General features: G+C 63.6%; 26 protein-coding genes. 9 read left to right on the forward strand and 17 right to left on the reverse strand.

The features are described from left to right. Together O7A05_RS14405 and O7A05_RS14410 are read left to right on the forward strand one after the other, a co-directional pair. On the forward strand, nucleotides 1–434 hold a 434-nt coding region (locus tag O7A05_RS14405), incomplete at its 5' end, for a transposase (protein WP_337093742.1). A 342-nt stretch (nucleotides 435–776) separates the two neighbouring features. Beyond that, complete coding sequence (locus O7A05_RS14410; protein ID WP_337093743.1) at nucleotides 777–1,580, forward strand: heme ABC transporter permease; 804 nt, start codon at nucleotides 777–779, stop codon at nucleotides 1,578–1,580. Nucleotides 1,581–1,689: 109 nt separating this feature from the next. Here O7A05_RS14410 and O7A05_RS14415 read toward each other — a convergent pair whose 3' ends face one another. Further along, nucleotides 1,690–2,748: a D-TA family PLP-dependent enzyme gene (locus tag O7A05_RS14415; protein ID WP_337093744.1), complete on the reverse strand. Its 1,059-nt coding sequence runs from the start codon at nucleotides 2,746–2,748 to the stop codon at nucleotides 1,690–1,692. A 205-nt stretch (nucleotides 2,749–2,953) separates the two neighbouring features. Between O7A05_RS14415 and O7A05_RS14420 the strand changes: the two genes are divergently transcribed. Next, nucleotides 2,954–3,640 carry a D-lyxose/D-mannose family sugar isomerase gene (locus O7A05_RS14420; RefSeq protein ID WP_140684126.1) on the forward strand — a complete coding sequence of 229 codons (687 nt, stop codon included), beginning with the start codon at nucleotides 2,954–2,956 and terminating at the stop codon, nucleotides 3,638–3,640. A gap of 8 nt (nucleotides 3,641–3,648) precedes the next feature. Here the strand turns inward: O7A05_RS14420 and O7A05_RS14425 are convergent, their stop codons facing one another. The 7 genes from O7A05_RS14425 to O7A05_RS14455 are packed head-to-tail and all read right to left on the reverse strand — an operon-like array spanning nucleotide 3,649 to nucleotide 9,977. Next, nucleotides 3,649–4,002 (reverse strand): hypothetical protein, encoded by a 354-nt coding sequence (locus O7A05_RS14425; RefSeq protein ID WP_337093745.1) that lies wholly within the window; start codon nucleotides 4,000–4,002, stop codon nucleotides 3,649–3,651. A gap of 15 nt (nucleotides 4,003–4,017) precedes the next feature. After that, nucleotides 4,018–4,896, reverse strand: a complete 879-nt coding sequence (locus tag O7A05_RS14430; RefSeq protein ID WP_337093746.1) for an RDD family protein — start codon at nucleotides 4,894–4,896, stop codon at nucleotides 4,018–4,020. Beyond that, entirely contained in the window at nucleotides 4,883–5,899 is a 1,017-nt protein-coding gene (locus tag O7A05_RS14435) for a stage II sporulation protein M (protein WP_337093747.1), read from the reverse strand. Before O7A05_RS14435 ends, O7A05_RS14430 begins: the two co-directional genes overlap by 14 nt. Before the next feature lie 11 nt (nucleotides 5,900–5,910). After that, complete coding sequence (locus tag O7A05_RS14440; protein ID WP_337093748.1) at nucleotides 5,911–7,200, reverse strand: DUF58 domain-containing protein; 1,290 nt, start codon at nucleotides 7,198–7,200, stop codon at nucleotides 5,911–5,913. Then, nucleotides 7,197–8,153, reverse strand: coding sequence for an AAA family ATPase (locus tag O7A05_RS14445; RefSeq protein WP_337093749.1), 957 nt, complete (start codon nucleotides 8,151–8,153; stop codon nucleotides 7,197–7,199). The genes O7A05_RS14440 and O7A05_RS14445 overlap by 4 nt, the downstream gene beginning before the upstream one ends. Continuing rightward, on the reverse strand, nucleotides 8,140–9,354 hold the full coding sequence (locus tag O7A05_RS14450) for a DUF4350 domain-containing protein (protein WP_337093750.1): 1,215 nt from the start codon (nucleotides 9,352–9,354) through the stop codon (nucleotides 8,140–8,142). The genes O7A05_RS14445 and O7A05_RS14450 overlap by 14 nt, the downstream gene beginning before the upstream one ends. Next, nucleotides 9,351–9,977, reverse strand: a complete 627-nt coding sequence (locus O7A05_RS14455; RefSeq protein WP_337093751.1) for a DUF4129 domain-containing protein — start codon at nucleotides 9,975–9,977, stop codon at nucleotides 9,351–9,353. Before O7A05_RS14455 ends, O7A05_RS14450 begins: the two co-directional genes overlap by 4 nt. Nucleotides 9,978–10,119: 142 nt before the next feature. Here O7A05_RS14455 and O7A05_RS14460 point away from each other — a divergent pair, with 142 nt between their 5' ends. Beyond that, complete coding sequence (locus tag O7A05_RS14460) at nucleotides 10,120–10,983, forward strand: hypothetical protein (RefSeq protein WP_337093752.1); 864 nt, start codon at nucleotides 10,120–10,122, stop codon at nucleotides 10,981–10,983. 357 nt (nucleotides 10,984–11,340) lie between these two features. Here O7A05_RS14460 and O7A05_RS14465 read toward each other — a convergent pair whose 3' ends face one another. The 6 genes from O7A05_RS14465 to O7A05_RS14490 all read right to left on the reverse strand — a co-directional run bounded on the left by O7A05_RS14465 (nucleotide 11,341) and on the right by O7A05_RS14490 (nucleotide 17,961). After that, nucleotides 11,341–12,981, reverse strand: coding sequence for an ABC transporter substrate-binding protein (locus O7A05_RS14465; RefSeq protein WP_337093753.1), 1,641 nt, complete (start codon nucleotides 12,979–12,981; stop codon nucleotides 11,341–11,343). Nucleotides 12,982–13,405: 424 nt separating this feature from the next. Next, entirely contained in the window at nucleotides 13,406–14,383 is a 978-nt protein-coding gene (locus O7A05_RS14470) for an alpha/beta hydrolase (RefSeq protein ID WP_415927013.1), read from the reverse strand. Further along, nucleotides 14,380–15,057 (reverse strand): isochorismatase family protein, encoded by a 678-nt coding sequence (locus tag O7A05_RS14475; RefSeq protein ID WP_337093755.1) that lies wholly within the window; start codon nucleotides 15,055–15,057, stop codon nucleotides 14,380–14,382. The genes O7A05_RS14470 and O7A05_RS14475 overlap by 4 nt, the downstream gene beginning before the upstream one ends. A 27-nt stretch (nucleotides 15,058–15,084) precedes the next feature. Further along, nucleotides 15,085–16,383, reverse strand: coding sequence for a M24 family metallopeptidase (locus tag O7A05_RS14480; protein ID WP_337093756.1), 1,299 nt, complete (start codon nucleotides 16,381–16,383; stop codon nucleotides 15,085–15,087). Nucleotides 16,384–16,558: 175 nt separating this feature from the next. Continuing rightward, on the reverse strand, nucleotides 16,559–17,536 hold the full coding sequence (locus tag O7A05_RS14485) for a GlxA family transcriptional regulator (RefSeq protein WP_337093757.1): 978 nt from the start codon (nucleotides 17,534–17,536) through the stop codon (nucleotides 16,559–16,561). After that, complete coding sequence (locus O7A05_RS14490; RefSeq protein ID WP_337093758.1) at nucleotides 17,533–17,961, reverse strand: NUDIX hydrolase; 429 nt, start codon at nucleotides 17,959–17,961, stop codon at nucleotides 17,533–17,535. Before O7A05_RS14490 ends, O7A05_RS14485 begins: the two co-directional genes overlap by 4 nt. A gap of 90 nt (nucleotides 17,962–18,051) precedes the next feature. Between O7A05_RS14490 and O7A05_RS14495 the strand changes: the two genes are divergently transcribed. Then, the gene (locus O7A05_RS14495) at nucleotides 18,052–18,561 is read left to right on the forward strand and encodes a GAF domain-containing protein (protein ID WP_337093759.1); all 510 of its coding nucleotides are present in this window, start codon (nucleotides 18,052–18,054) and stop codon (nucleotides 18,559–18,561) included. A gap of 23 nt (nucleotides 18,562–18,584) precedes the next feature. On the opposite strand, the gene O7A05_RS14500 is transcribed toward O7A05_RS14495, so the two are convergent. Beyond that, nucleotides 18,585–19,646, reverse strand: coding sequence for a YeiH family protein (locus O7A05_RS14500; protein WP_337093760.1), 1,062 nt, complete (start codon nucleotides 19,644–19,646; stop codon nucleotides 18,585–18,587). Between the two features lie 687 nt (nucleotides 19,647–20,333). Beyond that, a complete protein-coding gene (locus tag O7A05_RS14505) occupies nucleotides 20,334–20,636 on the reverse strand; it encodes a hypothetical protein (protein WP_337093761.1) in 303 nt (100 codons plus the stop codon). A gap of 184 nt (nucleotides 20,637–20,820) precedes the next feature. Between O7A05_RS14505 and O7A05_RS14510 the strand changes: the two genes are divergently transcribed. Then, nucleotides 20,821–20,994 carry a hypothetical protein gene (locus O7A05_RS14510; RefSeq protein WP_337093762.1) on the forward strand — a complete coding sequence of 58 codons (174 nt, stop codon included), beginning with the start codon at nucleotides 20,821–20,823 and terminating at the stop codon, nucleotides 20,992–20,994. Between the two features lie 131 nt (nucleotides 20,995–21,125). Here the strand turns inward: O7A05_RS14510 and O7A05_RS14515 are convergent, their stop codons facing one another. After that, nucleotides 21,126–21,359: a hypothetical protein gene (locus O7A05_RS14515; protein WP_337093763.1), complete on the reverse strand. Its 234-nt coding sequence runs from the start codon at nucleotides 21,357–21,359 to the stop codon at nucleotides 21,126–21,128. 848 nt (nucleotides 21,360–22,207) lie between these two features. On the opposite strand from O7A05_RS14515, the gene O7A05_RS14520 reads away from it, so the two are divergent. The 3 genes from O7A05_RS14520 to O7A05_RS14530 all read left to right on the forward strand — a co-directional run bounded on the left by O7A05_RS14520 (nucleotide 22,208) and on the right by O7A05_RS14530 (nucleotide 23,287). Then, nucleotides 22,208–22,450, forward strand: coding sequence for a hypothetical protein (locus O7A05_RS14520; protein WP_337093764.1), 243 nt, complete (start codon nucleotides 22,208–22,210; stop codon nucleotides 22,448–22,450). Beyond that, nucleotides 22,447–22,674: a hypothetical protein gene (locus O7A05_RS14525; RefSeq protein ID WP_337093765.1), complete on the forward strand. Its 228-nt coding sequence runs from the start codon at nucleotides 22,447–22,449 to the stop codon at nucleotides 22,672–22,674. The genes O7A05_RS14520 and O7A05_RS14525 overlap by 4 nt, the downstream gene beginning before the upstream one ends. Before the next feature lie 439 nt (nucleotides 22,675–23,113). Beyond that, nucleotides 23,114–23,287, forward strand: coding sequence for a hypothetical protein (locus O7A05_RS14530; RefSeq protein ID WP_337093766.1), 174 nt, complete (start codon nucleotides 23,114–23,116; stop codon nucleotides 23,285–23,287). Nucleotides 23,288–23,424: the final 137 nt, after the last annotated feature.

Here is a 23,424-nt window from a genome sequence, read left to right on the forward strand (position 1 = left end):
TGCACATCGGCGCTGACCAGGCGCACACCATCATCCGGCGCGTCGAGGTGAGCGACGCCTCGCTCACCGACACCGAGCCGGCCGACCAGCTGATCTGCGGCGACGAGAAGGCGGCCTATGGCGATCAGGCCTATTACACCCACGCCAGGCACGATCGGCTAGCCGAGGCCAACATCAAGGATCGGCTGATGCGGCGGGCCAACAAGCATCACCCCGAGCTGCCGCCGCGCCAAAAGCTGCGCAACCGGCTGATCGCCAAGGTGCGCGCGGCGGTCGAGCGGCCGTTCGCCGTATTCAAGGAGCACTATGGCATGCGGCGCGTGCGCTTCTTCAACCTGGCCGCCAACCGCACGCAGTGCATGCTGGCGGCCTGCGCTTACAATCTAAGGACCATGATCGGCGCCCTCTTTCCACCTGCTGAGAGACGAGCATGAGTGCGTCCGCAGTCCAGCGGATCGGCCGCCTAACCCGGCAAATGCCCCGCAAAGCCGCCCAAAACCGCTCCCCTGGGCCTTAAAAAACCGCCTCATTAGCCCAACAAACAGAACTCACTCCCCCGTGCAAAGCCCCCCCTGTGGGAGAAGGTGTCGCCGAAGGCGACGGATGAGGGGTGCTCCAGGGAAAGCCTGCGTCTCACTCCGCTGGAACACCCCTCATCCGTCTCGGCGCTGACGCGCCGATCCACCTTCTCCCACAAGGGGAGGAGGCAGGGTGCCTCTTCCTGCGACGCCTTCCCCCGATTGCCCCAGACCAATCTCCGGTCTATTTAGGTCGGCATGAGCGACACCACCTCACGCCTTGCCGGCTGGATCGATCTCGCCAACCCGACGCGCTTCGTCGGGCTGGCCGACAAGGTCATTCCGTGGCTGGTGGCGGTCGCGGCGATCCTGCTCGCCGTCGGCCTCTATATGAGCTTCACCGCGCCGGAGGATTTCCAGCAGGGCATCACGGTGCGCATCATGTATATCCACGTGCCTTTCGCCTGGCTCGCCATGATGTGCTACACGATCATGGCGATCTCGGCGCTAGGCACGCTGGTCTGGCGTCATCCGCTGGCGGATGTCGCGCTGAAAGCGGCGGCCCCAATCGGCGCCACCTTCACCGCGCTGGCGCTGATTACCGGTTCCATCTGGGGCAAGCCGATGTGGGGCACCTGGTGGGTGTGGGACGCGCGGCTGACCTCGGTCTTCGTGCTTTTCCTGATGTATCTCGGCATCATCGCGCTGACCCGTGCGCTGGACGATGCCGGCCGCGCCGCCTGGGCCGCCGCCATCATCACGCTGGTCGGCTTCATCAACATCCCGATCATCAAATTCTCGGTCGACTGGTGGAACACGTTGCACCAGCCGGCCTCGGTCTTCCGCCTCGGCGGTCCGACCATCGACCCCTCGATGCTTTGGCCGTTGGCCGTGATGGCGCTCGGCTTCACGGTACTGTTCTTCGCCCTGCACGTGATGGCCATGCGCACGGAGATTTTCAGGCGGCGGGTAACCGCAATGCGCAGAGTTGCCGCGAGGCAGGCGGAACGGGCTCCCCCTTCTCCCCTTGTGGGAGAAGGTGGCCGCGAAGCGGCCGGATGAGGGGTGTTCCAGGGAAAGCCAGCGCCTCGCTCCGCTGGAGCACCCCTCATCCGTCTCGGCGCTAACGCGCCGATCCACCTTCTCCCACAAGGGGAGAAGGAAAAGCCGCTCACCCCATTCGTCCACGCGCCGCCACCGGCAGCGTTTCCAGCACCTTGTCACCGTCGACCAGATGCACCTGGTCGAACAAATTCGTCACCACGCAGCAATGATCGGGAACGACGCGCACGCGGTCGCCGATGCGCAGCTTGGCGCCGTCCGAAAGCGTGACGGTGCCGTGCTCTTCGCTCAAGCCGGTGACGCGGGCGCCCGGCACGCCGAGCAGCTCGCCGAATTCCGGCAGGCCGAGTGTGTCGGACGATAGCGCCTTGCTGCCGCTGTCGAGGATGGCGCGGATCGGCGTAGGATGACTGACCACCGTGGCGAGCACGGTCAGCGCGCAGTCGTTCAGCGTGCCGACGCCTTTGGCGACCTGGTAGCGGTCGAGATAGATGTAGGTGCCGGGCCGGTATTCGGTGACGATGCTGTCCTCGCCGGAGCGCCACATGTCCGGTGTGCCGCCGCTGGAGATGCGTTCGCATTCGAGCCCCGCCGCGGCAAGCGCGCCGCGCGCGGTCTTCAGCCAGGCGTCCGCCTCGGCGCCGCGCCCCGCCGCCGGATAGGTCATCAATCCGCCGAAGGCGAGGCCCTTGGCCTGGTCGATCACTTTCGCCAGCGTCAGCGCTTCGTCGGCGCTCTGCACGCCGCAGCGGCCCATGCCGGTGTCGCACTCGACCAGCACCTGCAGCGGATGGCCCGCGTCTGTGAAGGTGGCGGCAAGGCCCTCCAAAGTGTCACGGCTGTCCGCCGTCACCGATAGCGTCACGCGCCCATGCAGCGCCTTCAGCCGCTCCAGCTTGGCGCGACCAAGGATGTTGTAAGGGAGAAAAATGTCGGTCAGCCCGGCATCAGCCATCACCTCGGCCTCGCCGATCTTCTGGCAGGTAATGCCGACAGCGCCCGCCGCCACCTGCTTCTTCGCCCAGTAAGGCAGCTTGTGCGTCTTGATATGCGGGCGGAGCTTCAGACCGTGAGCGTCCGCATGGGCCTGCGCTTTTTTGATGTTCGCCTCGGCGCGGGCGGCATCGATGAGGATCGCCGGTGTGTCGAGGTCGTCTATTCTTGGCATGAGATCACCCGTCCGAGCATGTCTTCCGAGCGGCGATCCGCTGTGGGGCAAAGACATTGCGTTAAAACAAATCAGTTGGGTTTATGGGCCCGAATTCGGCCTATGTCACGAGGCCAGACCCGTCGGTTTGCGTCGACAGAGGACCGGCATTGGGCTATTCGGAAGGAGAGATTTCAGCAGGCGGCGGCCGGAAGGAAGAGAACCCATGAAGCGCTCCAAGATCAACGATATCATCCGCGAAGCCGACGCCTTCATCCGCTCCTTCGGCTATATCATGCCGCCCTTCGCCTATTGGTCGCCGGAAGAGATGAAGGCGCACAAGGCCGACTCCGCAGCGATCTTCACCTCGCGTCTCGGCTGGGACATCACCGACTACGGCCAGGAGAAGTTCGACGAGCTCGGGCTATTCCTCTTCACCGTGCGCAACGGCCGTTACGAGGACATGAAGCTCGGCATGGGCATGCTCTATGCCGAAAAGATCATGATCTCGCGCAAGGACCAGCTCTCGCCGATGCACCGCCACAACATCAAGGCCGAGGACATCATCAACCGCGGCGGCGGCAAGCTGGTGCTGGAATTGTTCATGCACGACCGCGACGGCGGCATCGACCCGAAGGCCGAAGTCTCGGTGCCGGTCGACGGCACCATCACCAGATTGCCGGCGGGCGGGCTGCTGAAGCTCGATCCGGGCCAGAGCGTGACGCTGCTGCCCGGCGTCTGGCACGCCTTCTGGGCCGAGGGCAAGGACGTGCTGATCGGCGAGGTCTCGACCGTCAATGACGACCTCACCGACAACGTCTTCCGCGACCCGATCGGCCGCTTCTCCAACATCGACGAGGATGTGGCGCCGCTGCACCTGCTGGTGTCGGATTACGAGAAGTGGGTGGGGTAGGCTAGGGCCTAATCGTCCAAATTCAGCTGCTGAAAAAACGTCCAAATGCTGATGGCGCTGTCATCCCGATCGCTTGTGCTGTGCAGTGTCAGGACGATATCCACGTTGGGCGGTGCTTTGAGTATGACTGTGATCACGCGCGTCCCATCTTCAGGCACGATACCTATGTCTGAGGTCATTTGCCAATTTCCCCTGGCCTGCTTGAGCCGGGGATAGGAATCTTCGAATTGCTCCTTCATCGACGCATCGTTTGGAAACGGTTCGTCGGTGAGTTTCGCAAATTCCTCCCACGATCCAGAGACTGCTGCCTGAATTGCGCTTTCTATCCTGGCGCTCTCGGCTTGGCTGATCGTGGTGGACATACTGAGAGCTCCAACCTACCGCGCGTACTTATCCGCCTTCCTATTCCCAAGCAGCAGCTTGCGCTCCAGATGCGCGCGCAGCTCGCCGTAATAGGCGGTGAGGAAAGCCTTTGAATCGATTGGCTCGACCTTGGCGCCGATCTTGCGGGCGATGGTCTCCGCCACCGCCTTCAGCGCCGAATGATCGTCGCGGCGCAATACTTCCTCAAGCTTCTGCAGTTCGGCGATGCCATAGGTGTCGAGCTGCGCGGGGCTGAACTGGAAGCCGGCCGCGACCGGGTCGTTGCGCAGCGACAGGTCCTCGAGCAACGCCACTTTCGGCGCCTCGACCACCCAGGTGCCGGCAAGCAGGTCGCCGATCCTCAACCGGTCGCGGTTGAACAGCGGGAACAGCGAGAACAGCAGCGCCCACACCAGGCCGAAGATGGTCGTCAGCGTGTCGGCGACGTCGGCGCTGGCGCGCGCGGCGAGGATCGACAGCGGCAGGAACACTTCGATCTCGCGCATCAGGTTGCGCGCGATGACCTGGTCGAGCGTGAGGCCGGCGCCGCTGCGCGACGCGACCCTCACGCCAACCATGCGCTTGCCCGGCGTGGCTGCCCGCCGGCCAGCCTCGAAGGCGATGAAATAGACGTTGCGCAGGAAGAAGATGAAGATGATCCAGACGATGAACAGCGGTTCGGCATCGTGTATGCCAAGCCCGCCAAGGCCGAACAGCGCGACGAGGCTTACCACGACCGCCGCCACGATGATGATCACCACATCGAGCAGGAAGCCCGAAGCGCGGGTGCCGGCGTCGGCCAGCTTGACCCTGAGGTCGACGCCTTCCGGCGTGACCAGCGGGCGGATCAGCACTGCCGGGTTCTTGACCTTTGCTGTCCTAGCGGTCGCCATACCGCAACATCCGGAAGAGATAGAAATAGCAGATCCACAAGGCCAGCATGCCGCCGCCGATCGAATAGCGGGCGAGGTCGCTGGTGATCGTCTGCCGGCCGATGCCTTCCAACAGTCCGGCAAAAAGCAGCATCACCGTGACGCCGATCATGACGGTTGCCGCGACGCGTCCGGCCCGCGCCGCGGCAGCCATGCGGGTCAGCTCGCCGGGAAAGGCGATGCTGGTGCCGATGCGCATTCCGGCAGCTCCCGCGATGGCGATGGCGAACAGCTCCGTCGTGCCGTGGATCGAAAGCCAGCCGCCGAGCTCGAAGCCTAGGCCCTTGGCGGCATAGATCTGGAAAATGGCGCCGAGCATGCAGCCATTCATCAGGATGATCAGCACGCTCGGCACGGCAAAGGCGAAGCCCAGCGCGAAGGCCAGGATCGAGACCTGCGTGTTGTGGGTGAAGAGATAGGCGGCGAACCCCGACAGGAAATGGTCGCCGCCGCCATAAAGCACGCTGCGCAGCGTCTCAGCCGACGAATCCGGGTTGCGCCCGCCCGCCAGGCTCGGCGCGATGATGGCGTCGTACCAGCGCTTGTCGGCGGCGACCAGCCGATAGCCGGCGATCGCGCCGATCGCCGTCAACCCGACCGATGTCCACACCTCGCGCCAAAGGTCGCGGATCGCAGCCGGCCAATCGTGCAGAAAGAAGTCGCCGATGCGCGTCTTCAAAGACCGCCGAGCGCCATAGAGATAGAAATAGCCGCGCAGGCACAGCGCCTCGAGATAGGCGATCAGCGCGCTGTCGAGCGAGGTCGCGCGCGCCACCGAGAGCGAGGACAGCGCCGACCGGTAGAGGAGCGGCAGCGACAGCAGCTCGTCTTCCGAGAGCGCGCGCGGCGCGCGCTTCTCGACGCGCGCCAGCAGCGCCTCGAAGGCTTTCCAGTCGGCCTCGCGCTCCTGGCGGAAGCTGGCCAGCGACTGGCGCACGGCATCGGTGCCGGTGGACAGCGTCATAGAAGGTTCTCCTACTTGAGCTGGATATAGCGCTCAACCAGCGCCGGACCGAGCCGCTGGTGGTCGGCCTCGATGACATGCGCGCCAAGCAGCCTGAGCCTGCCGATCACCACTTGCCGCTGCCGCAAGAGGTCGCCGGCGGTGACCGAGCGGGCGACATCCTCGGGCGCCGCCGGCGCCATGTCGGCCAGCGTTTCGAGTTCCACATCCTTCATCAGCATCAACAGCACCAGATGCCGCTCGGTCAATCGGCCTACGGTGCGCAGCATCAGTTCGGCGCTGATCGGATCGACGAAATCGGTGAAGACGATGACCAGCGAGCGCCGGTCGAGCTTCGCCGACAGCGTGGTGAGCGCCAGGGTGAAGTTGGTCTCCTCGGTCGAATAGTCGATCTCGGCGGCGCGCTTCTGGATCATGGTGAAGCTCGGCGAGCCGCGCACCGCGCCGCTGGAGACACGCGGCCTGGCGTCGAAGGAAAACAGGCTGACGAGATCGCCCCCCTTGAGCGCGATGAAGGCCGACAGAAGCGCCGCCGTCACCGCGCGGTCGACTTTCGGCACGCCGTCGACCGGCTCGCACATCAGCCGGCCGCTATCGATGGCCAGAACGATGTTGTTGTTCTCCTCGATCCGGAACTCGCGCGCCAGCAGCTTGCCGTGCCGGGCGCTGCGCTTCCAGTCGATCATGCGCCGGCCCATGCCGGGCTGGTAGTCCTTCAGCGACTCGAACTCCCGGCCCTGGCCGGCACGCTTCTGCGCATGGCCGTCGGCAAGGGCCGAGCGCTGCAAGAGCGTGATCGCCTCGTCGCGTGCGCTGTTGACGTTGGGCAGCACCGCAATCTTGCGGTCGACCGGCAATATGACCTGGTTCCACATCAGGCCGAACGGGCCCTGCCAGCGCAGCCACAGCCGGTCGAAGCTGGCGATGCCGCGGCGGATCGCCTCGAATTCGAGATCGAGCGTGCCGCCATTGGCCGGCAGCGCGCCGCCGGTGCCCGCGACCGGCTGCAGCCGCTGGTCGTGCCCGACACGCGCCAGCAGGCGCCGTAGCTTTGCCCCGACACCGGCCGCGATGTGCAACGTGAAGCGCCCGCCGATACCCACCTGCGGCGGCGCCGTCAGCGTGGCATCGAGTGAGGCGCGGCCTCTGCCTGCGGCAGCGTCCACCGCCAGGAAGGCGAGAAGCACGCAGATCCACAACAGGCCGAGATACCAGACATGCGGCAAAGCGAGCGCGATCAGGAAGGCGGGGATTGCCCCCGCCGCCGCTGCCCAGACCGCTCGGCCGCTCGGATAGATCAACGCGGCGCTTCCGTATTGTCGACGAGGTCGGACACGATCTGCTCAACCAGCCGGCCATCGATCTGCGCGGCCGGCGAAAGCACGACGCGGTGGCGCAGTGCCGGCACGGCCAAAGCCTTGACGTCGTCCGGGATGACGTAGTTGCGGCCCTCGAGCGCCGCCCTGGCGCGCGCGGCCCGGGCCAGCATGGCGCCCGCGCGCGGGCTGGCGCCGACCTCGAGGTCGGGGCTTTCGCGCGTGCCGCGCACAAGGGCCGCGATATAGCCGACGACATCGTCGACCAGCGTGACTTCGCCGACCGTGGCGAGAGCAGCTTCCAGCGTCTTGCGGTCGGTCTGCGCCTTGATGCCGTATTGCCCGATATCGTGCGAGGCGGAGCCGCCGCCGTGATGGACGATGATGTCGCGCTCTTCCCTCAGGTCCGGATAGCTCACCCGATGCTTGAACAGGAAGCGGTCGAGCTGCGCTTCGGGCAGCGGATAGACGCCCTGATGCTCGATCGGGTTCTGCGTCGCCACCACCATGAAATTCCGACCCAGCGGATGCGTGGTGCCGTCGAAGGTGACTGCGTGTTCCTGCATGGCCTCGAGCAGGGCGGCCTGCGTCTTTGGCGGCGTGCGGTTGATTTCGTCGGCGAGCAAGAGATCGCAGAAGATCGGGCCGCGCGTCAGCGTGAACTGCCCGGTCTGGAAATTATAGATGTTGGCGCCGACGATATCGCCGGGCATCAGGTCGGGCGTGAACTGGATACGGCCATAGGCGACGCCGAGCGCCTGGGCGAAGCAGCGCGCCGTCATGGTCTTGGCGGTGCCGGGCGGGCCTTCGAGCAGGATATGCCCCCCGGCAAACAGCGCCGTCAGCATCAGGTCGACCGTGTCGCGCTGTCCGGTAATCGCTTTCGCGACTTCTTCCCTGATCGCGCTCGCCAGGGCCTTCACTTCATCGACGTTCACCGAGCCTCCTTGCCGTCCAGTCATGCAGCTTCTCCGCTGCTTCATGCATTCCGGCCAAACTGTTGGAATCGTTAACTGCCTTGAACCGCGCGGTGAAGCCGTGCGCTTCGCCCCCGTCGCGGGAATCGAGCCAGCGGTCGAGCGCCTCGCCCTGCAGCCCATGCGGCGCGCCAAGCAGCGCGGCGGCGCGCTGGCGCATCAGCGTTGCATAGCGGCCGCCGAGCCCCTGCAGCCGCCCGGCGCGCTTCAACAGCATTGCCGTCGTGTCGACCAGCGCCCGCTTCCCGAAGGCGATGGCGCGCCCTTCGGCGCGCGGCGGACCGAAGCGGCCGAGCCCGTGAAAGAAGGCGAGCGCGGCCGCCACCAGCACCGAGAGCGTCAGCGCCAGGAAGGGCGGTTCGACCAAAAGCTTGGCAAGATCGTATTTCTGGCCGATGCCGTGCAGCGTCAGGTCGAACATGACGGCGCCCTTGGCGGGCTCCAGCATGGCGATCAGGTCGAGCGCGGCGATCGCCGTCTGCTCGTCCTTCAGCGCGAAGTTGTTGATGAAATCGGGGTCGGTGAGGATGTAAAAGGGTTCGTTGTCGAGTTCGGTCAGGATAGCCTTGCCGTCGCCCGCCGCGATCAGCGGATGCTCGTCCGCCACCCATTGCAGCTCGTCCGGCGCGGGTACCATGCGGCCGGCGATGTTGATCTGCGAGAGCGTGCTCTTTGCCTCGCCGAGCTTAGCCTTGGCGATGCGGCCGAGCCAGTCGTTGACGACGTTGTTGGGCAGCCGCTCGATCTTGGTCTCCCAGCCGTCATGGCTGAACAAGGGTAAGGTCTGCCACTTCGGCAGGACGAAGAGCGTGTCCTTGCCGGAGCGCAGCTTGATGAGGCGATCGAGCGCGGCCGGGTCGCTGCCCGGCGCGATGGTGACGACGAGCAGGAAAGTCGATGCCAGTGGGGAGGCAAGGTCCTTCTCGCCACGTTCCATCGGCGGCGCCTGTCCATTGGTCAGCTTCAGCCACTCGACAAGCCCGGCATAGCCGGTGCCGCCTTTCGAAAGCGGCGTGGCGCCGCCTTGGGGCTGGCGAAAATCCGGCGCGTAGGTGGACAGAAGAAAAAATCCGGCCGCCGCCAGCAGGCTGGCGAAAATGCCCCAGAACAGGGTTTTGCGGCTGAACGGCTCCGCGGCCGCCTCGGTCGGTTGCGCGCTCATGCCCAGGCGTCCCGAAAGGCGAAACGCTCATAGGCGCCGCGCGCCTGCCGCCAGCCTTCGACCCCGACGGGTCGGCGGGCAAACAAGGCTGCCTCGACAATGCGCGCGATCTCGCTGAAGGCGGCGCGGGGCCGGGTGGGGATCGAACCCGCCGCGGCGATATCGCGCGCGGTGAGAGACGGACGCAGGAAATCCGGCAGCCTGGTGGCGATGTCTGAGACGCTGCGGCGCAACAGAAGATGTACCGCCTCGTCATACTCGCCGCGCGCGGCGAGCGCATCGGCCTCGGAGAGCAGGACCTGGGCCGCCCCCGCGTCAGGGCGCCACTCTTCCTTCGCTTCGGTCTCTTCGCGTTTCCGCCGCCATGGCAGGCGCCAGGCAACGCCTTTCGCCTCGAGGAAAAGCAGAAAAGCAATGATCGCGACGCCGATGATCACCGCGCCCCAGAACAGATAGATCATATAGGGACCGAGCTTTGCCAAGCCATCCAGAAAGGGCTTCAGCCACTCCGGCGGCTCGGGCCGCACATAGGTCGGCAGCCCGAACTGGATCGAATCGTCCCCCAGCAGTTGCTTGTGCAACTGCGCCAGCCGTTCGGCCTCTTCCGTCCCTGCGGCTGTCACCCGCTCGTTCCCCCTGCAACCTGCGGTTCGGGCCGACACTGGCAATACGCCATGACAATTGCAAGCGGGCCCAACCGCAAGTATCAATGTTGGTGGTTTATACTTTTCGAGTTTTGCAGATCCATTAAGGGGGAAATGTAACATGGCATCGATTGCAAGCGGCAGGCTAGAAAAGTTCAGCATCGGCCGGGCTTTCAGCAATACTTTTTCGGTTATCGGTCGCAGCTTCGCTACGCTAGCGGCTATCGTCGGCCTTTTTTCGATGCTGCCTGCGCTGCTATACAATATCTGGAACTTCACGCAGGTTGCCAGGATGACAGGCAGTGGCGATATCGCCACCTTCGAAAGGTCGACCGTAGGGACTTACGGTGTTGTTTCGTTAGTCGCTGGTCTGGTCCTTCTGGCGCTGGCTTTTCTCGCGCAAGCTGCGCTGGTGCGAGCCACAATCGAGGATCTGAACGGCAAGCGCCCGGCAATTGGCGACTGCATACAGATCGCGCTGCGCAGTTTCTTTCCCACGCTTGGAACTGGTCTCGTAATCATTCTTGCATTGGTTCTGGCGGTGTTAGTGCTCGGTGTCGTCGCAATGATCATACCGATCGCTGGCGGAATTATCGCGCTTCTGGCCATGATTCCCATGGCTATGTGGTTGATCAGCATATCGGTCGCTGTGCCCGTCGTGGTCCAGGAAAGACCCGGTGTCTTCGCCGCGATTTCACGAAGCAGAACTCTGACGAAGGGGAGCCGCTGGCGGATATTTTTCCTGTTTCTGGTCATCGGCATAGCGGCAATGGCGCTTCAGGTGATTTTCACCTTGCTGTTCCAAGCCGCCGTGCTGAGTGGCGGAATTACTACCAGGGGGATCATCGTCGGCGCGGTCGGCAGCAGTCTACTGTCGACCATCTTCTCCGCGGTGATCTCGGTGGCTATCGCGGTCACCTATGTCGAGCTGCGCCGGGTCAAGGAAGGCACCAGTGTCGACGAACTGGCGGAGATCTTCTCGTAGACCATCAGGACCGGGCTTCAAGGCTTGGGCGATCCTCTTGTAAGGAACGCCGCGGCGTGCCCAGCCTCTCCGCCGAGCGCATGCCGCGTTCGGGCTGCGTCGACATTTCGAGCAGGTAGATATGCAAATGCGGGCGGCCGAGTGGGCCGTGGTACCTGGCTCGTCCGACAGCCGGATCGAACGTTCGCACATCTCCAGCGCGTCGATCACGTCGGAATTCGGCGCCGGCGCGCCGGTCTTGAAGTTCCGCGCCGGCGGGGACCGGTCGGCGCAATCTGAGCTGAAAGGCAATCGCTGGCAAATGACAAACGGCCGACGCGACGGGAAGGTCGCGCCGGCCGCCCGGTCCTGGGAGGATCAGGACTCCAGCCAGACTTTCTCGAAATGCTGCTCGAGCGCCTGGTGCTGTTCGCAGCCCTGCACGCCCTTGCGGTAGGTGCGGTAGACCGAGCGCCAGTAGGGCTGGATGATGATGCCGGAGTCGCGCAGATTGGTCTCGATCTTGGCCATGATTTCCTTGCGCTGGGCGGCGTCCGGCGTGGCAAGCGCCTTGTCGAGAAGCTCGTCGAACTCCTTGTTCGCATAGGCGCTTTCGTTCCAGGCACCACCCGATTTGTAGGCCAAGGCCAGCACCTGCACGCCAAGCGGGCGGCCCAGCCATTCGGTGCAGGAATAGGGGAACTTGGCCCAGTCGTTCCAGAAGGTCGCGGCCGGCAACACGGTGCGCTTGATCTTCAGGCCGGCCTCGCGGATTTGAGCTGCGATCGCGTCGGCGGTGCTTTTTTGCCATTCGACGTCGACCGAGATCAGCTCATATTCGTGGTCGGCCTTGCCGGATTCCGAAATCAGCTTCTTGGCCTGCTCGACATCGCGCTTGGCCGGGCCGATATCGGCGAATTCCGGATGCATCGGGCCGACATGGTGATTGTCGGCGGGCTTGCCGCGGCCGTCGAGCCCGAGCTTCAGCACGGCCGCATTGTCGACGGCAAACTGGGCGGCGCGGCGCACCTTGACGTCGTCATAGGGCGCGTTGGAGACATTGAAACGCGCGACGATGGTCGAGCCGGTGGCGATCTCGGAATTCTGCAGGCCCATCTGCTCGGTCTGCGACACGGCATCCGAGGCGGTTTCGTGGTCGGTGTCGATTTCGCCGGATTCGAAGGCCGACAGCATGGCGTTGGGATCGGAGCCGTAGTCGATCCATTTGATGCCGTCGAGATAGAATTCGCCCTTCCACCAGGGCTTGTCCTTGCGCTTCACCTCCGCGCCCGTCTCGGCGTCCCAACTCACCAGCTCGCAAGGGCCGGTGGTGATGGCCAAAGCCTTGTTCGGATCGGCATCGCCCTCATAGGTGCGGTGCATGATCAGCGCCGGATAGTCGGCCATGCCGGCGATCAGCGAGATGTCGGGCTTGGGCAGGTTGAGCTTGACGGTGTAGTCATCGATCTTCTGGATGCCGCCGTCGACAGGTTTCTTGGTGTCGGCATTGACCAGCGCGCCCATGCGCGCCGCGACCGAATTGCCGGCGACCGAGGCATCGCACCAGCGGTTGAGGTTGTGGATCACGTCGTCGGCGTTGAAAATGTCGCCGTTCGACCATGTGATGCCCTTGCGCACGTGAAGCGTGATCGTCTTGGCGTCGTCGCTGGTTTCCCAGCTTTCCAGCAGCCAGGGCTCGAAGCTGAAGTCGGTTTTCCAGCGCATCAGATATTCGTTGCACTGGCGCGCGACATTCGACATCTCGACGCCGTCGAAGGTGCGCGGGTCTTTAAAACCTTTGACGTTCATCGCCACGCGCAGCACGCCGCCCTTTTTTGGCTCGGCGGCGCGGGCAGGTGAGGGAGCGATACCGCCCAGCGCCATGGCGCCGGCGGCGCTGACGCCGAAGGCGGCCATCAAAGCCAGATATTCCCGCCGGCTGATCGCGCCCTTCTTGAAATCGTCGGCGATCGGCTTGGCACGCGGGTGCAGTCTTCTGTCGGTCAGCATGAATTTCATTGTCGTTCCCTCTGTTGTTGGCGCACGTTGCCCACGCAGCGGCCTGTTGGGGCAACGACTTGCACGAGCCAACGGCGCCCCATGGTCGCCAGGCGCGGGGGCGGATGCGACCGCCGGGACGCCGTTGCCTGCGAGGGGATGATAGGTCCGCTTTCTGCGGCGAAATGTTTGGTTTTCCGCAGTTCTTGTGCGCTGTTCCGCAGGGTAACCAAGCTTGGGTTCCTCGCCCCGCCAAAGGCGGGGAGAGGTGGCCGCGAAGCGGACGGAGAGGGGAGCCTTCGTAAGGCGCTCCCTTCTCCGTCTCGGCTTCGCCGAGCCACCTCTCCCCACTTACGTGGGGCGAGGAATCTTGATCTTCCGGCGCCGCGATCCTTCACAGGCCATCTGCCCTGCAGGATCTCTCTCAACGCTCCTAAGGGAAAGATCAGCGCTTCGTCGCTGCGCCGAGCGCGTCAATATCGGCGACAATCCTCCGAAACGCCTCCGCCGCGCGCGGCACGGTCGTTCGAGCGCGCAGAAAGCTGTGCACCAGCCGCGGCTCCTCGCGCCACCACGACTGCCCGCCGGCGGCGAGGATGCGGTCACGGTAGACCTCACCGTCCGACGACAGCGGATCGCATTCGGCGGTGACGATGATCGTCGGCGGCAGGCCGGAGAGGTCGCTATCCCTGAGCGGCGAGAATTTCGCGTCGTCCAAAGCCTGCCCGGGCGCGGACCGGATACGGCGGTAGAACTCGATATCGCTGACGCTGAGCAGCGGCGCTTCGGCATGCTCGACATAAGAGCGCCCGGTCTCGTCGCCGCCCAGCTCCGGATAGATCAACATCTGGCCAACAGCGTGCCGTTCATGGCGCCGCGTCGCTTGCGCCACCGCGGCGGCGAGGTTGCCGCCGGCGCTTTCGCCGCAAAGCACGATCGGCAGCGTGCTGGTCGCCGCGACCCATTCGAACACGGCCAGCGCATCGTCGAAGGAGGCTGGATGCAGGTGCTCCGGGGCCAGCCGGTAGTCGGCCGAGACCACCTCGAAACCGGTGCCGGCGCAGATCTCGGCGCAGATGTCGTCGTGGCTGTCGAGGTCGCCAAGAACACAACCGCCGCCATGGTAATAGACGACGATCGCCGCCGCCGCCTTGTCCGCCATGCGGTAGTATCGGATCGGGATCGCATGCGCAGTCGTCGATACCAGGCCGTCGCTGGTCGTCACGCCTTCCGGATGACCTTGGTGAAACGCGACGCACATCCGATCATAGACCGCGCGCTGCTCGGCAATCGGTGCTGCAACGATCTCCGGCGGGTACCAGCTGTTGATCTTGTCGATATAATCCCAGAGTTCCGGATCGAGCCGGTCGGCATATTTGCCGCGGCTCGCCGGATCGGTTGGGGCGCTGGTCACTGCCGTCAAAGCTCTGCGTAGAGCTGCGCCGCGTTCTCGAAGGTGAAACGCAGCGGCACCGAACCCTCGACCTGCCATACCTTCACGGTGTCTCCCGCCATCAGCCGGCAGGCGTCGAGCGTGTTGGTAACGGCCCCGCCATAGAGACGGTTGGCGAGGTTGAGGATGCCGGTCTGGTGCATGGCCGCGCTCGCGCTGCCGCAGGCATCCTTGACCAAAAGCACGCGAAAACCCCGCGCCACCGCGTCCTTCACGGTCGCGTCGATGCAGGCCTCGGTCCAGACGCCGGCAATCACTAGCCATTCGATGCCGGAGACCTTGAGCTGGTCGGCAAAATCGTTCTTGCCGAAGGCGCTGGCTTCCTGCTTGACCAGCATGGCTTCGCCATCTTGCGGCGCCACTTCATGGCAGATCGCGGTTAGCGGATCGTCCTTGTCGGAAAAGGCCGACTTGCCGCTCCCGTCCACCGGATGGAAGGGCCGCGCCTCGGCGAGATCGACGATATAGGCCCAGTGGTAGAGCGGCACGAAATTGCGCCGCGCCGCCTCCTGCAGGCGCCGCACATTGGCGAGGATGTCGGCGAAGCCCTCGACCAGATAGCGCTTGTCCTTGCGATGCTCCTCCTGGAGATCGATGAACACCGCGGCCACCGTGCCGCGTCGGATGGAAATGGGCATTTTCATGCGGAATGTGCTGTCGATGCGTCGGCGCTAATTGTCAAGAAACTCATCCTCATACGGGAAGCGCGAGAGCAGTTCGGTGCCGGTCTCGGTGATCAGGATCTCATCCTCGAGCTTGACGCCCTCGCGACCGCCTTTCTCGCCGATATAGCTTTCCACGCTCACCACCATGCCGGGCACGATGATGCCGTCGCGGCCATAGGTCTCGTAGTCCATCGCGTGCGCGATGAAAGGCGTTTCGCCATGCATGCCGACGCCGTGCATGACCGAGGTGTAGCGCTGGTCGACGAAGCGGTCCGGGATCTTCCACGCTTTCTCGGCGATCTCGCGGAAGGCCATTCCGGGCTTCACGATGCCGATATTGTGCTGCACTTGGTCGTGCGCCATGCGGTAGAGCGACTTCTGATAGGGCGTCGGCTTTCCGGGCCCGCAGCGGAAGGTGCGCGAAAAATCGGAATAATAGCCATAGCAGCCGATCGTATCGGTATCGAGCGCCAGCAGCTCGCCCGGCCTGATCTTGCGCCCGCTCGCCTCGTTGAACCATGGATTGGTGCGCTGTCCCGAAGTGAGCAGCCGGGTTTCGATGAACTCGCCGCCTTGCCGGATCACCTCGCCATACATGAGGGCGAAGAGCTCGTTCTCGGAAACGCCGGGTTTGATCGCCTCGCGCACAGCCGCCACCGCGGCCTCGGCGCCCGCCATCGAGGCCAGCAGGCATTTCACTTCCTCCGGCGTCTTGACCGCGCGCACCGCCAGTATCTCGCCCTGGCAGTCCTTCACCTCGCAGCCGCGCTTTTCCAGCGCCAGCGCCTGCAGATGGCTGCAGCGGTCGAGCCCAAGCTTCATCGAGCCGCCGCCATGCTTCTTGAGCAACTCGGTGATCTCGTCGGCGAACGGCCCGGCGGTCTCGTCGTCGCGGCCCGACACCGACGACCAGACGAGCTTGGACGGCCGCGCCTCGTCGATCGTGTCGAGCACCATCGAGACATGATAGCTTTGCGGATATTCGAACAGCACGATCGGCCCTTCGGTGGGCACGAAGAAATAGCGGGTCGAGTTGCGCAGGAAATAGCCGAACATGTTGCGCGAGCCGGTGGCGTAGCGCTGGTTGTAGGGATCGAACAAAACGACGCCGCCATAGCCTGCCTCCCGCATCCAGGCGCGCAGCTTGGCCAGCCGACCCTTGCGCAGCGCGTCGGCATCGATGAAGGACGGCTCCGTGTCGGAAAGCCACATGCCGCCGGCCGGATCGGCCGCTACCGGATGGCGCATGCGGTCCTTGAAGTCCACATCTTCGGTGCTGTCGGGGTCGAATACGACGATGCTCATGCGCAGCCTCCTGTTGCGGAGAACATAGCCGGGTACGGTTTTAGGCTTGTGCGGAATTCCGCGATTGTCGTGCCGGATGCCGCATCATAACTTCGTCATTCTAGGGCGAGCGAGGAGCGAAGCGACGCGCGCAGACCCTAGGATGACGAAGGAGCGTGGAGCCGCACCACTCCACCTAGTGCCTTCGCATCGCTTTCGGCGCGTGCCCATGCTCCTCACGAAACGCCCTTGCAAAGCTCGACATGGAAGCGAACCCGCAAGCCAGCGCCACATCGCGCACCATCAGCGTCGAATGCGCCAGCAGGTCGGCTGCCCGCTTCAGCCGCAGCCGCCGGTAGTATCCATTGGGCGAGATATCCAGCTCGGCGCGGAAACTGCGCTCGAGCTTGTCGGGCGAGACGCCGAGCCGTTCCGCCAGCTCCGCCATGCCGAGCCTTTCCTCGACCGCATCCTCCATGATGGCGATGGCCGACAGCACCAGCTCGTTCTGCACGCCGGTGCGCAGCCTGAGCGGCATCAGCTTGCGGTCGACGCTCGACCGCAATGGCGAGTGCACGAACCATTCGGCGACGCCCGCCGCGATCTCGGCGCCATAGTCCTGCGTGATGATTTCCAGCATCATGTCGAGGCTGCCGACGCCGCCGGCCGAGGTGAAGCGCTTGCGGTCGATGACGAAGAGATCGCGCCGAAGCTCGATATCCGGAAAAGCCTCGCTGAAGGCTGCCTGGCTGGTCCAGTGCAAGGTGCAGGCATGGCCGTCGAGCAGGCCGGCGCGGGCGAGGAAGAATGCGGCGTCGGCGACAGCGCCGATATGCGCGCCGCCGCGCAGGCTTTTGCGGATCCAGCTCATCGCCTCATCAGCCACAACATGATCGGCATCGCCACCGGAACACACCACGATGCGGTCGACCTTCGGCGCGTCGGTGGCACAAAAACCCGGTTGGATGACGACACCGTTGGAGGCCTCGACCGTGCCTCGATCGGCGCCGACGATCACCCAGCGGTAGCAGTCGCGCTTCGCAAGAATGTTGACGGCGCGCAGCGGCTCGATGACGGACGAAAACGCCATCATCGGAAAGCCGGGAAAGACCAGCACCGCAAAGGTGAGGGGCGCTCCGCCCGCCGCCTGTTTTTCCACATTGTGTGAATTCATGGCTGGCGGCCGTAGCGCGGGAGCACGATATCGGAGGTAAGCGGAGCGAGTTCCATGCCGCTTGCCAGCTCCGGCTTCAACCACATCATCTCCTCGATCTCGGCCGCCGGGATCGGCTCGCCGGTGATGGTGAGTTCGAACAGCTCGGCCTCGACGCAGGCGTCCGGCTCATTGGCGGCGGGCGCAGAAAAGGAGCCGAGATGCGAAGCAGCGCCCGGATCGACGACGATGCCCAGCTCCTCGCGCAATTCGCGCGCAAGGGCGGCGGCAGGCAATTCACCCGGCTCGATCTTGCCCCCGGCCTGCATGAAGGCGCTCGTGCCGCGCTTGCGCACCAGAAGCAGCCTGCCGCCGTCGTCGCGGATGACGGCGGCGGCGATCCGGATCGTCCTGGCCCTTGCTATTCTGGAATGGCTGGAGGTCACGATAGGCTGTTTCCCGGCGGCGGTTTTGGTGGCAAAGAGAGGTGAACTGTAGCTGGCCGCACGGCCGGCTTGCAACGGAGAGATCAAGCGATGTTTGCTGCAACGGCAATCGACACAAGCAATAAGCCGGCCTTCTACAAGGAGTTGGCGGTGCAATTGAAGGCGCTGCTGGAAGGCGAAGGCGATTCCGTCGCCAACGCCGCCAACACCGCGGCGCTGATCTATCAGATGGTGCCCGACCTTAACTGGGCCGGCTTCTATTTCCTCGCCTCTGACGACGAGCTGGTGCTCGGGCCCTTCCAGGGCAAGCCCGCCTGCGTTCGCATCGCCGTCGGCAAGGGTGTCTGCGGCAAGGCCATCGAGCTCGACATGTCGATGCTGGTCAAGGACGTCAACGAATTTCCCGGCCACATCGCCTGCGATGCCGATTCGCGCTCGGAGCTGGTCGTGCTTCTGCGCGATGCCGAAGGCGCGTTCGGCGTGCTCGATCTCGACAGTCCGCTGCCCGGCCGCTTCGACAAGGAAGACCAGGCGGGCATCGAGAAACTCGCCGCGATCTATGTCGCGGCCTGTCAGTTCGAGGGCGATGACGAGGACTGAGGTGAGGTCGGTCTCGGCCTGCCTCAAACGAGCTTCACCAGTGTCAGGCTGAAGCCCGCGATGAAGAGGAAGGCCGAGAAGGCCAGCATCAGAGGCCGAAGACCGCGCGAGCGCAGCTGGGAAATATCGGCCTGAAGGCCCATGGCGGCGAGCCCCATGGTCAGCATCACCTGCGCGGCCAAAGCGAACGCGGTATGGATCTGGGCCGGGACCGCAACCAGGCCGTTCAGCGTCACGACCGCGACGAAGGCGACGACGAACCAGGGCATGGGCGGCTTGGCGCCGGTAGCATCGCCGCTGCCGCGGCGTGCCATGACGCCGAGCGCGATCACCATCGGCGCCAGCATGGCGACGCGCGTCAGCTTGGCGACGGTCGCCGTCTCGCCGGCAAGCGTGCCGTTCTGGAAGCCGGCGCCGATCACCTGCGCCACCTCATGGATCGAGGCTCCCGCCCACAGACCGAATGCGTGATGGTCGAGCCCAAGAACCGGCGCCAGCAGCGGAAAGCCGAGCATGGCGATGGTGCCGAACAGCGTGATCGCGGCGACGGCATAAGTGACGTCCTCGTCGCGCGCATCGGTGACGATGTTGGTGGCGACGATCGCCGAGGCTCCGCAGATCGAGGTGCCGGCGGCGATCAGCTGCGCGAGCTTGGCATCGACGCCGATCAGCCGGCCGAGCGTGACCGTGAACAGGAAGGTGGCGCCCAGCGTGGCCGCGACGATGCCGACGCCGACAAAGCCGATGCCCGCCACCTGGCCGAGCGTGAGCTGGAAGCCCAGCAGCCCGATGGCGAAGCGCAACAGCCGCTTTTGCGAAAAGGCGATGCCGGCCTTGGCATCGGCGGGCACGCCGAGCACGTTGGAATAGATCATGCCGGCGACGACAGCCAGGATCATCGGGCTGAACAAAGTGAGGCCGGAGAGGCCGCGCGCCGAATAGGCGACGCTGGTGACCATCGCCACCAGGACCAGTCCCGGCACGACGCCGGTGGAGACCGAAGCGAGGGCGGGGCGCTCGCGTCCGGCATTGGCCGGGTTCAGGCTGTTTGGAAGATCGTTCGCGATGGTGGGCAGGAAAGACAATCGAATTCTCCAGGCGCGTTCGCCACCGAAATGCCATTCCAGAACCAATCTTTCCAACGAATTATTCGAGTTATAATGATCGATTTTTCCGAAGACTGACTGGGCTCAACAAACCGGGCTTACCTGCTGCGACCCCAGGCACCGCTTGTTACGAGAGCGGTTCATGGCAACGGAACTGCGGTCAGGGCACAGCGCCGTGCTCGACCGACTGAGCATTTGATCGCAAGGCGACCTTTCTGCGAAACACACCAGAAAGGATATTTGGTAAGGGTTAATTCAACCCGGCCGAGTATGGTGAGAAGTGGCGGCTCCGGCTGGGTGCGGGGGGTGCGTTGGGCCAGAGCCGCCTGCACGGTCATTGTGTGGCAGTAGACCGCGCTGTGTCAGAATAGGACAGCGCGGTCTACAATTAGTTAACGCTAATGAAATGCGGCGGCTGGGATACCCTTAACGGCCGCCTGGCCTCGCCGTGATTACGTTGGGGGATGGCCTGCCGGCGCGCTAGCTGCGCGTGGTCACCAGCGAGTTTCATCACTCGTCGGACTTCGAGAATGCCGTTTTTTCCGAACTTTGAGACATTGACCCAACAACCCAGGGCGTGAGTATAGGTCTTCCGGTAGGGTGCGGTGAAGCACGAAAAGCCCCGCTGGCGAGATGCCTGCGGGGCTCTTTTCGGCGGATAGTCGATTAACGAAGATTGCTTCCACGGCCTTCCTGGTGACCGTTGTTGGCGGCGCCCAGGCACGTGCCATAGTAATCGTCATGGTTGCTGCACGAATTGACGGTCGTCTGCTGAGCATAGGCCGAACCAGTCAGACCGGCGACAGCAACAAGGGCGAGAATTGCATTGCGAACAATCTTGGACATTTCGATTTTTCCTCTGTTTAAATTCCGGTCGAGCCGGTCGATTGCGGTTTTCCTGTAGTTTGGTTTCGGTTTGATGGCGCTTGAGCGCAAATTTGTTTCGAAACGGGCAACGGCGGTAGCCAAGCCGGCCGGACGCCTTGCAAGCTAATACGGGTTGTTTGCATACGAATGTTTCAAAGGCGGTCGTTCTCGTTACGAGCCTTGCGCTTGCGTGCAATGCGGCGGAAACGATCGGCGATCATCTAAAGCGCCATCATGAAGGCGACGGGACCCCCGTTACAGCCATGGCGAATTGAGGATAAACTTTATGTCGATCCTGAAGACATTGAACCGCATGGGCGCGGCCTTGAAATATGCGCAGGATGCCCGCAACCTAACGCGGATGCGGAACGGTATGCCGTCCGACAATCAGCTGGATATTTGCTGGCCGGTGATGCCGACAACCAAGCATCTGTCCTCGAACATTTGGGGCGGGATCTGAGATAGCGATCGCTCGGAAGCCCGATCGTCGGGCTGCGCATGGCAATGATCACCTCGCGAGCCGCAGGCAACGCGCCGTAGCCGCGCTTCTCGACACCTCCCGAGCTCGTCGCGAGCGTGTCGACGTGCGATTTACCCGCGCCCCGCCTCAATGATACCGACCATCGCCCGGGTAAATTCGACCATGCTGTTTGCGGTGATGGCGGCATCATCGGGGGATTGACCGATGTGCTCGGCCGCTCCGCAACAGGATCGGCGGATGCTGTCGTAATATGGATCTCTCTCATCGTCCGGCAGTGCCGCCAAGTTCAGGGCGCGACGGTGGATCATGCGCAGTAGCTGCGCCAATGCTGTTTCGACACTCATGCGTTTTGCTCCGCATCGGTCGAGCGTCTCGGCACACCGGGTGCCGGATCGTCGATCGGGAGACTTCCCGATTCGAACAGGCTGCAGTGTAGCCGTTAACATATCGTAGATTGCTAATATATGGCGCATCGATCCGGCATTGGCCAAGCAGGAATGTTGGCGATGCTTGCAACCATGCATGTGACTTCTGTCACGGTTCTGTGCTGCAGCGTCTGGTATAGTGGGCGAGGGGCATGTCGGCACGGCCTGCTCGTCCAGGAGGGATGATGCCGCTGTCAAACGACCTGCACGACAAGAATCTGATGTTTCAATGCCAGCGCTGCTCCAGGACGATCGTCAGGAAGGGCTCCTGGATCAAGAGCATCAAAACCTTCAGATGCGAAGGATGCCGATCCGAGGTGCGGATGACATATGGGCACAAACTGGCGATCTTCGAACGGCACCGGCACTTGGCCGTGAAAGGCTCGAAGTAAGCGGTTGAAGGCCGCCTATGCGCTGGGACGCGGATGGGACAGCGTCGGCACGCATTCCCACAATCAGCAACCGATGCGAAGAAACTGGCTGGGGAACCTGGATTCGAACCAGGACTAACGGAGTCAGAGTCCATCCCGCCTTGTTGATCTCGCTACGTTTTTCTCCCAACTGCGGAGAAAAGCGGCCTTGCAATATCAAATAGATACGGCCGATCTGCCAACCGAAATCTCGGCCGTTCGTCAGGCCGCCGCGTGGCTTGCCAATCAGGCTAACCCGCCGCGCCCGATCATCCCCAATATGCGCCGGGCATTCGACCTCTCGGCCAAACAAGCATGTGACGCCTGCCGGCTCGCGACCGAGTTGCGGAGGTCGGCATGAACGGGCCTCGCGACCTCCGCCGGGGCGCCAAGCGCTTCGAGCGCCCCAATCCCGCCGAGGCGATCGGCACCAAATCCTATTTCACCTACGAGGCTTTCGGCCGAGGCTTCGCGCTGAATATCCATCGTCGCGGCCAACCGGTCGAATCTGTGCTTGTCGACACTGAGGGCGAGTTGAACCGCCTTCGCCAGACCCTCACCGAAAGCGGCCTGATCGGCTGGAATGCGAGGGCGGCATGAAGGCTAGGAACCGCGACACGCGCGAGGCGCAAGGCCTTGCCTACATCCGGCGCAACCGCTGCGCTTCAGCTCTCGAAATCGGCCAGGCCGCTATTCAGGGCGAGGCCAGATCCCGCGAAATCCCGTGGCGCGCGAAAGAGGCGATCGGCCTTTCGATCGCTATCGAGCTCGCCCGCAAGGGCAAGGTGACACCGACGAGGGGGAACCAGTTCCGCCTCGCATAGTGTCAACCATTGGTTGACATCGACAGCCCTCCGACTTCGGCCACTCACTGCGGGAACATGACCGCAAGGGCCACCGGGCAAGCAGAATGCCTCAACCGGGCCGTAGACCGCCTGCGCGAGGATAGAACACCAAGGAAGTAGGAAATCTACCGCAGCGCGAGGTCGACGGATCGGCCCGCGCTTGCGCCGCCAGTTGTGGTAGCACCGGTGAGGAACGACAGGCTGACCCCGTTCCGTCTCGAAAGAGAAGCCGGCGATCCGAGGCACTAAGCAAAGGCTCCCGAAAGGAACAGTCGCTTGATGCATTGCCCCCTTCATAGGGGGTAGTGCGTCCACGCTGCAGGACCGAAGGAACAGACCCAAGAGCCCGGCGGAGAACACGGGCGCATGGAGGAACAGAAGGTCGGTAGGTCCGTTGGGCTTAAACAGGACAACGCTAATGGCCAAAGAAGAGCATGGGCCACCCGGCAGGACCGATGACGGCTATTTCATTCGACGCCTGGTGGACGAGACGGGCATAACCGAAGAGCAGGCCAGAAACCTTATCGCCCTACTTGGCTATGAGTGGACTTCGCTTCTGCGAGAGGCCCACATTCTCGTCAGCGCTGGTTGACGCTGGCAACTTTGCCGGAATCCCTTTGTCCGTCGCGGCCATAGGATGGCATTCCTATAAGCCGTTGCTTATCACTTGCTGTTCAGGTATAGGATTCAAATCCTACATCGGCGCGGCGGTGCCAATGATTTCCATCC

This window comes from Mesorhizobium argentiipisi (SeqCode) (assembly GCF_037179585.1).
GTDB lineage: Bacteria > Pseudomonadota > Alphaproteobacteria > Rhizobiales > Rhizobiaceae > Mesorhizobium > Mesorhizobium argentiipisi.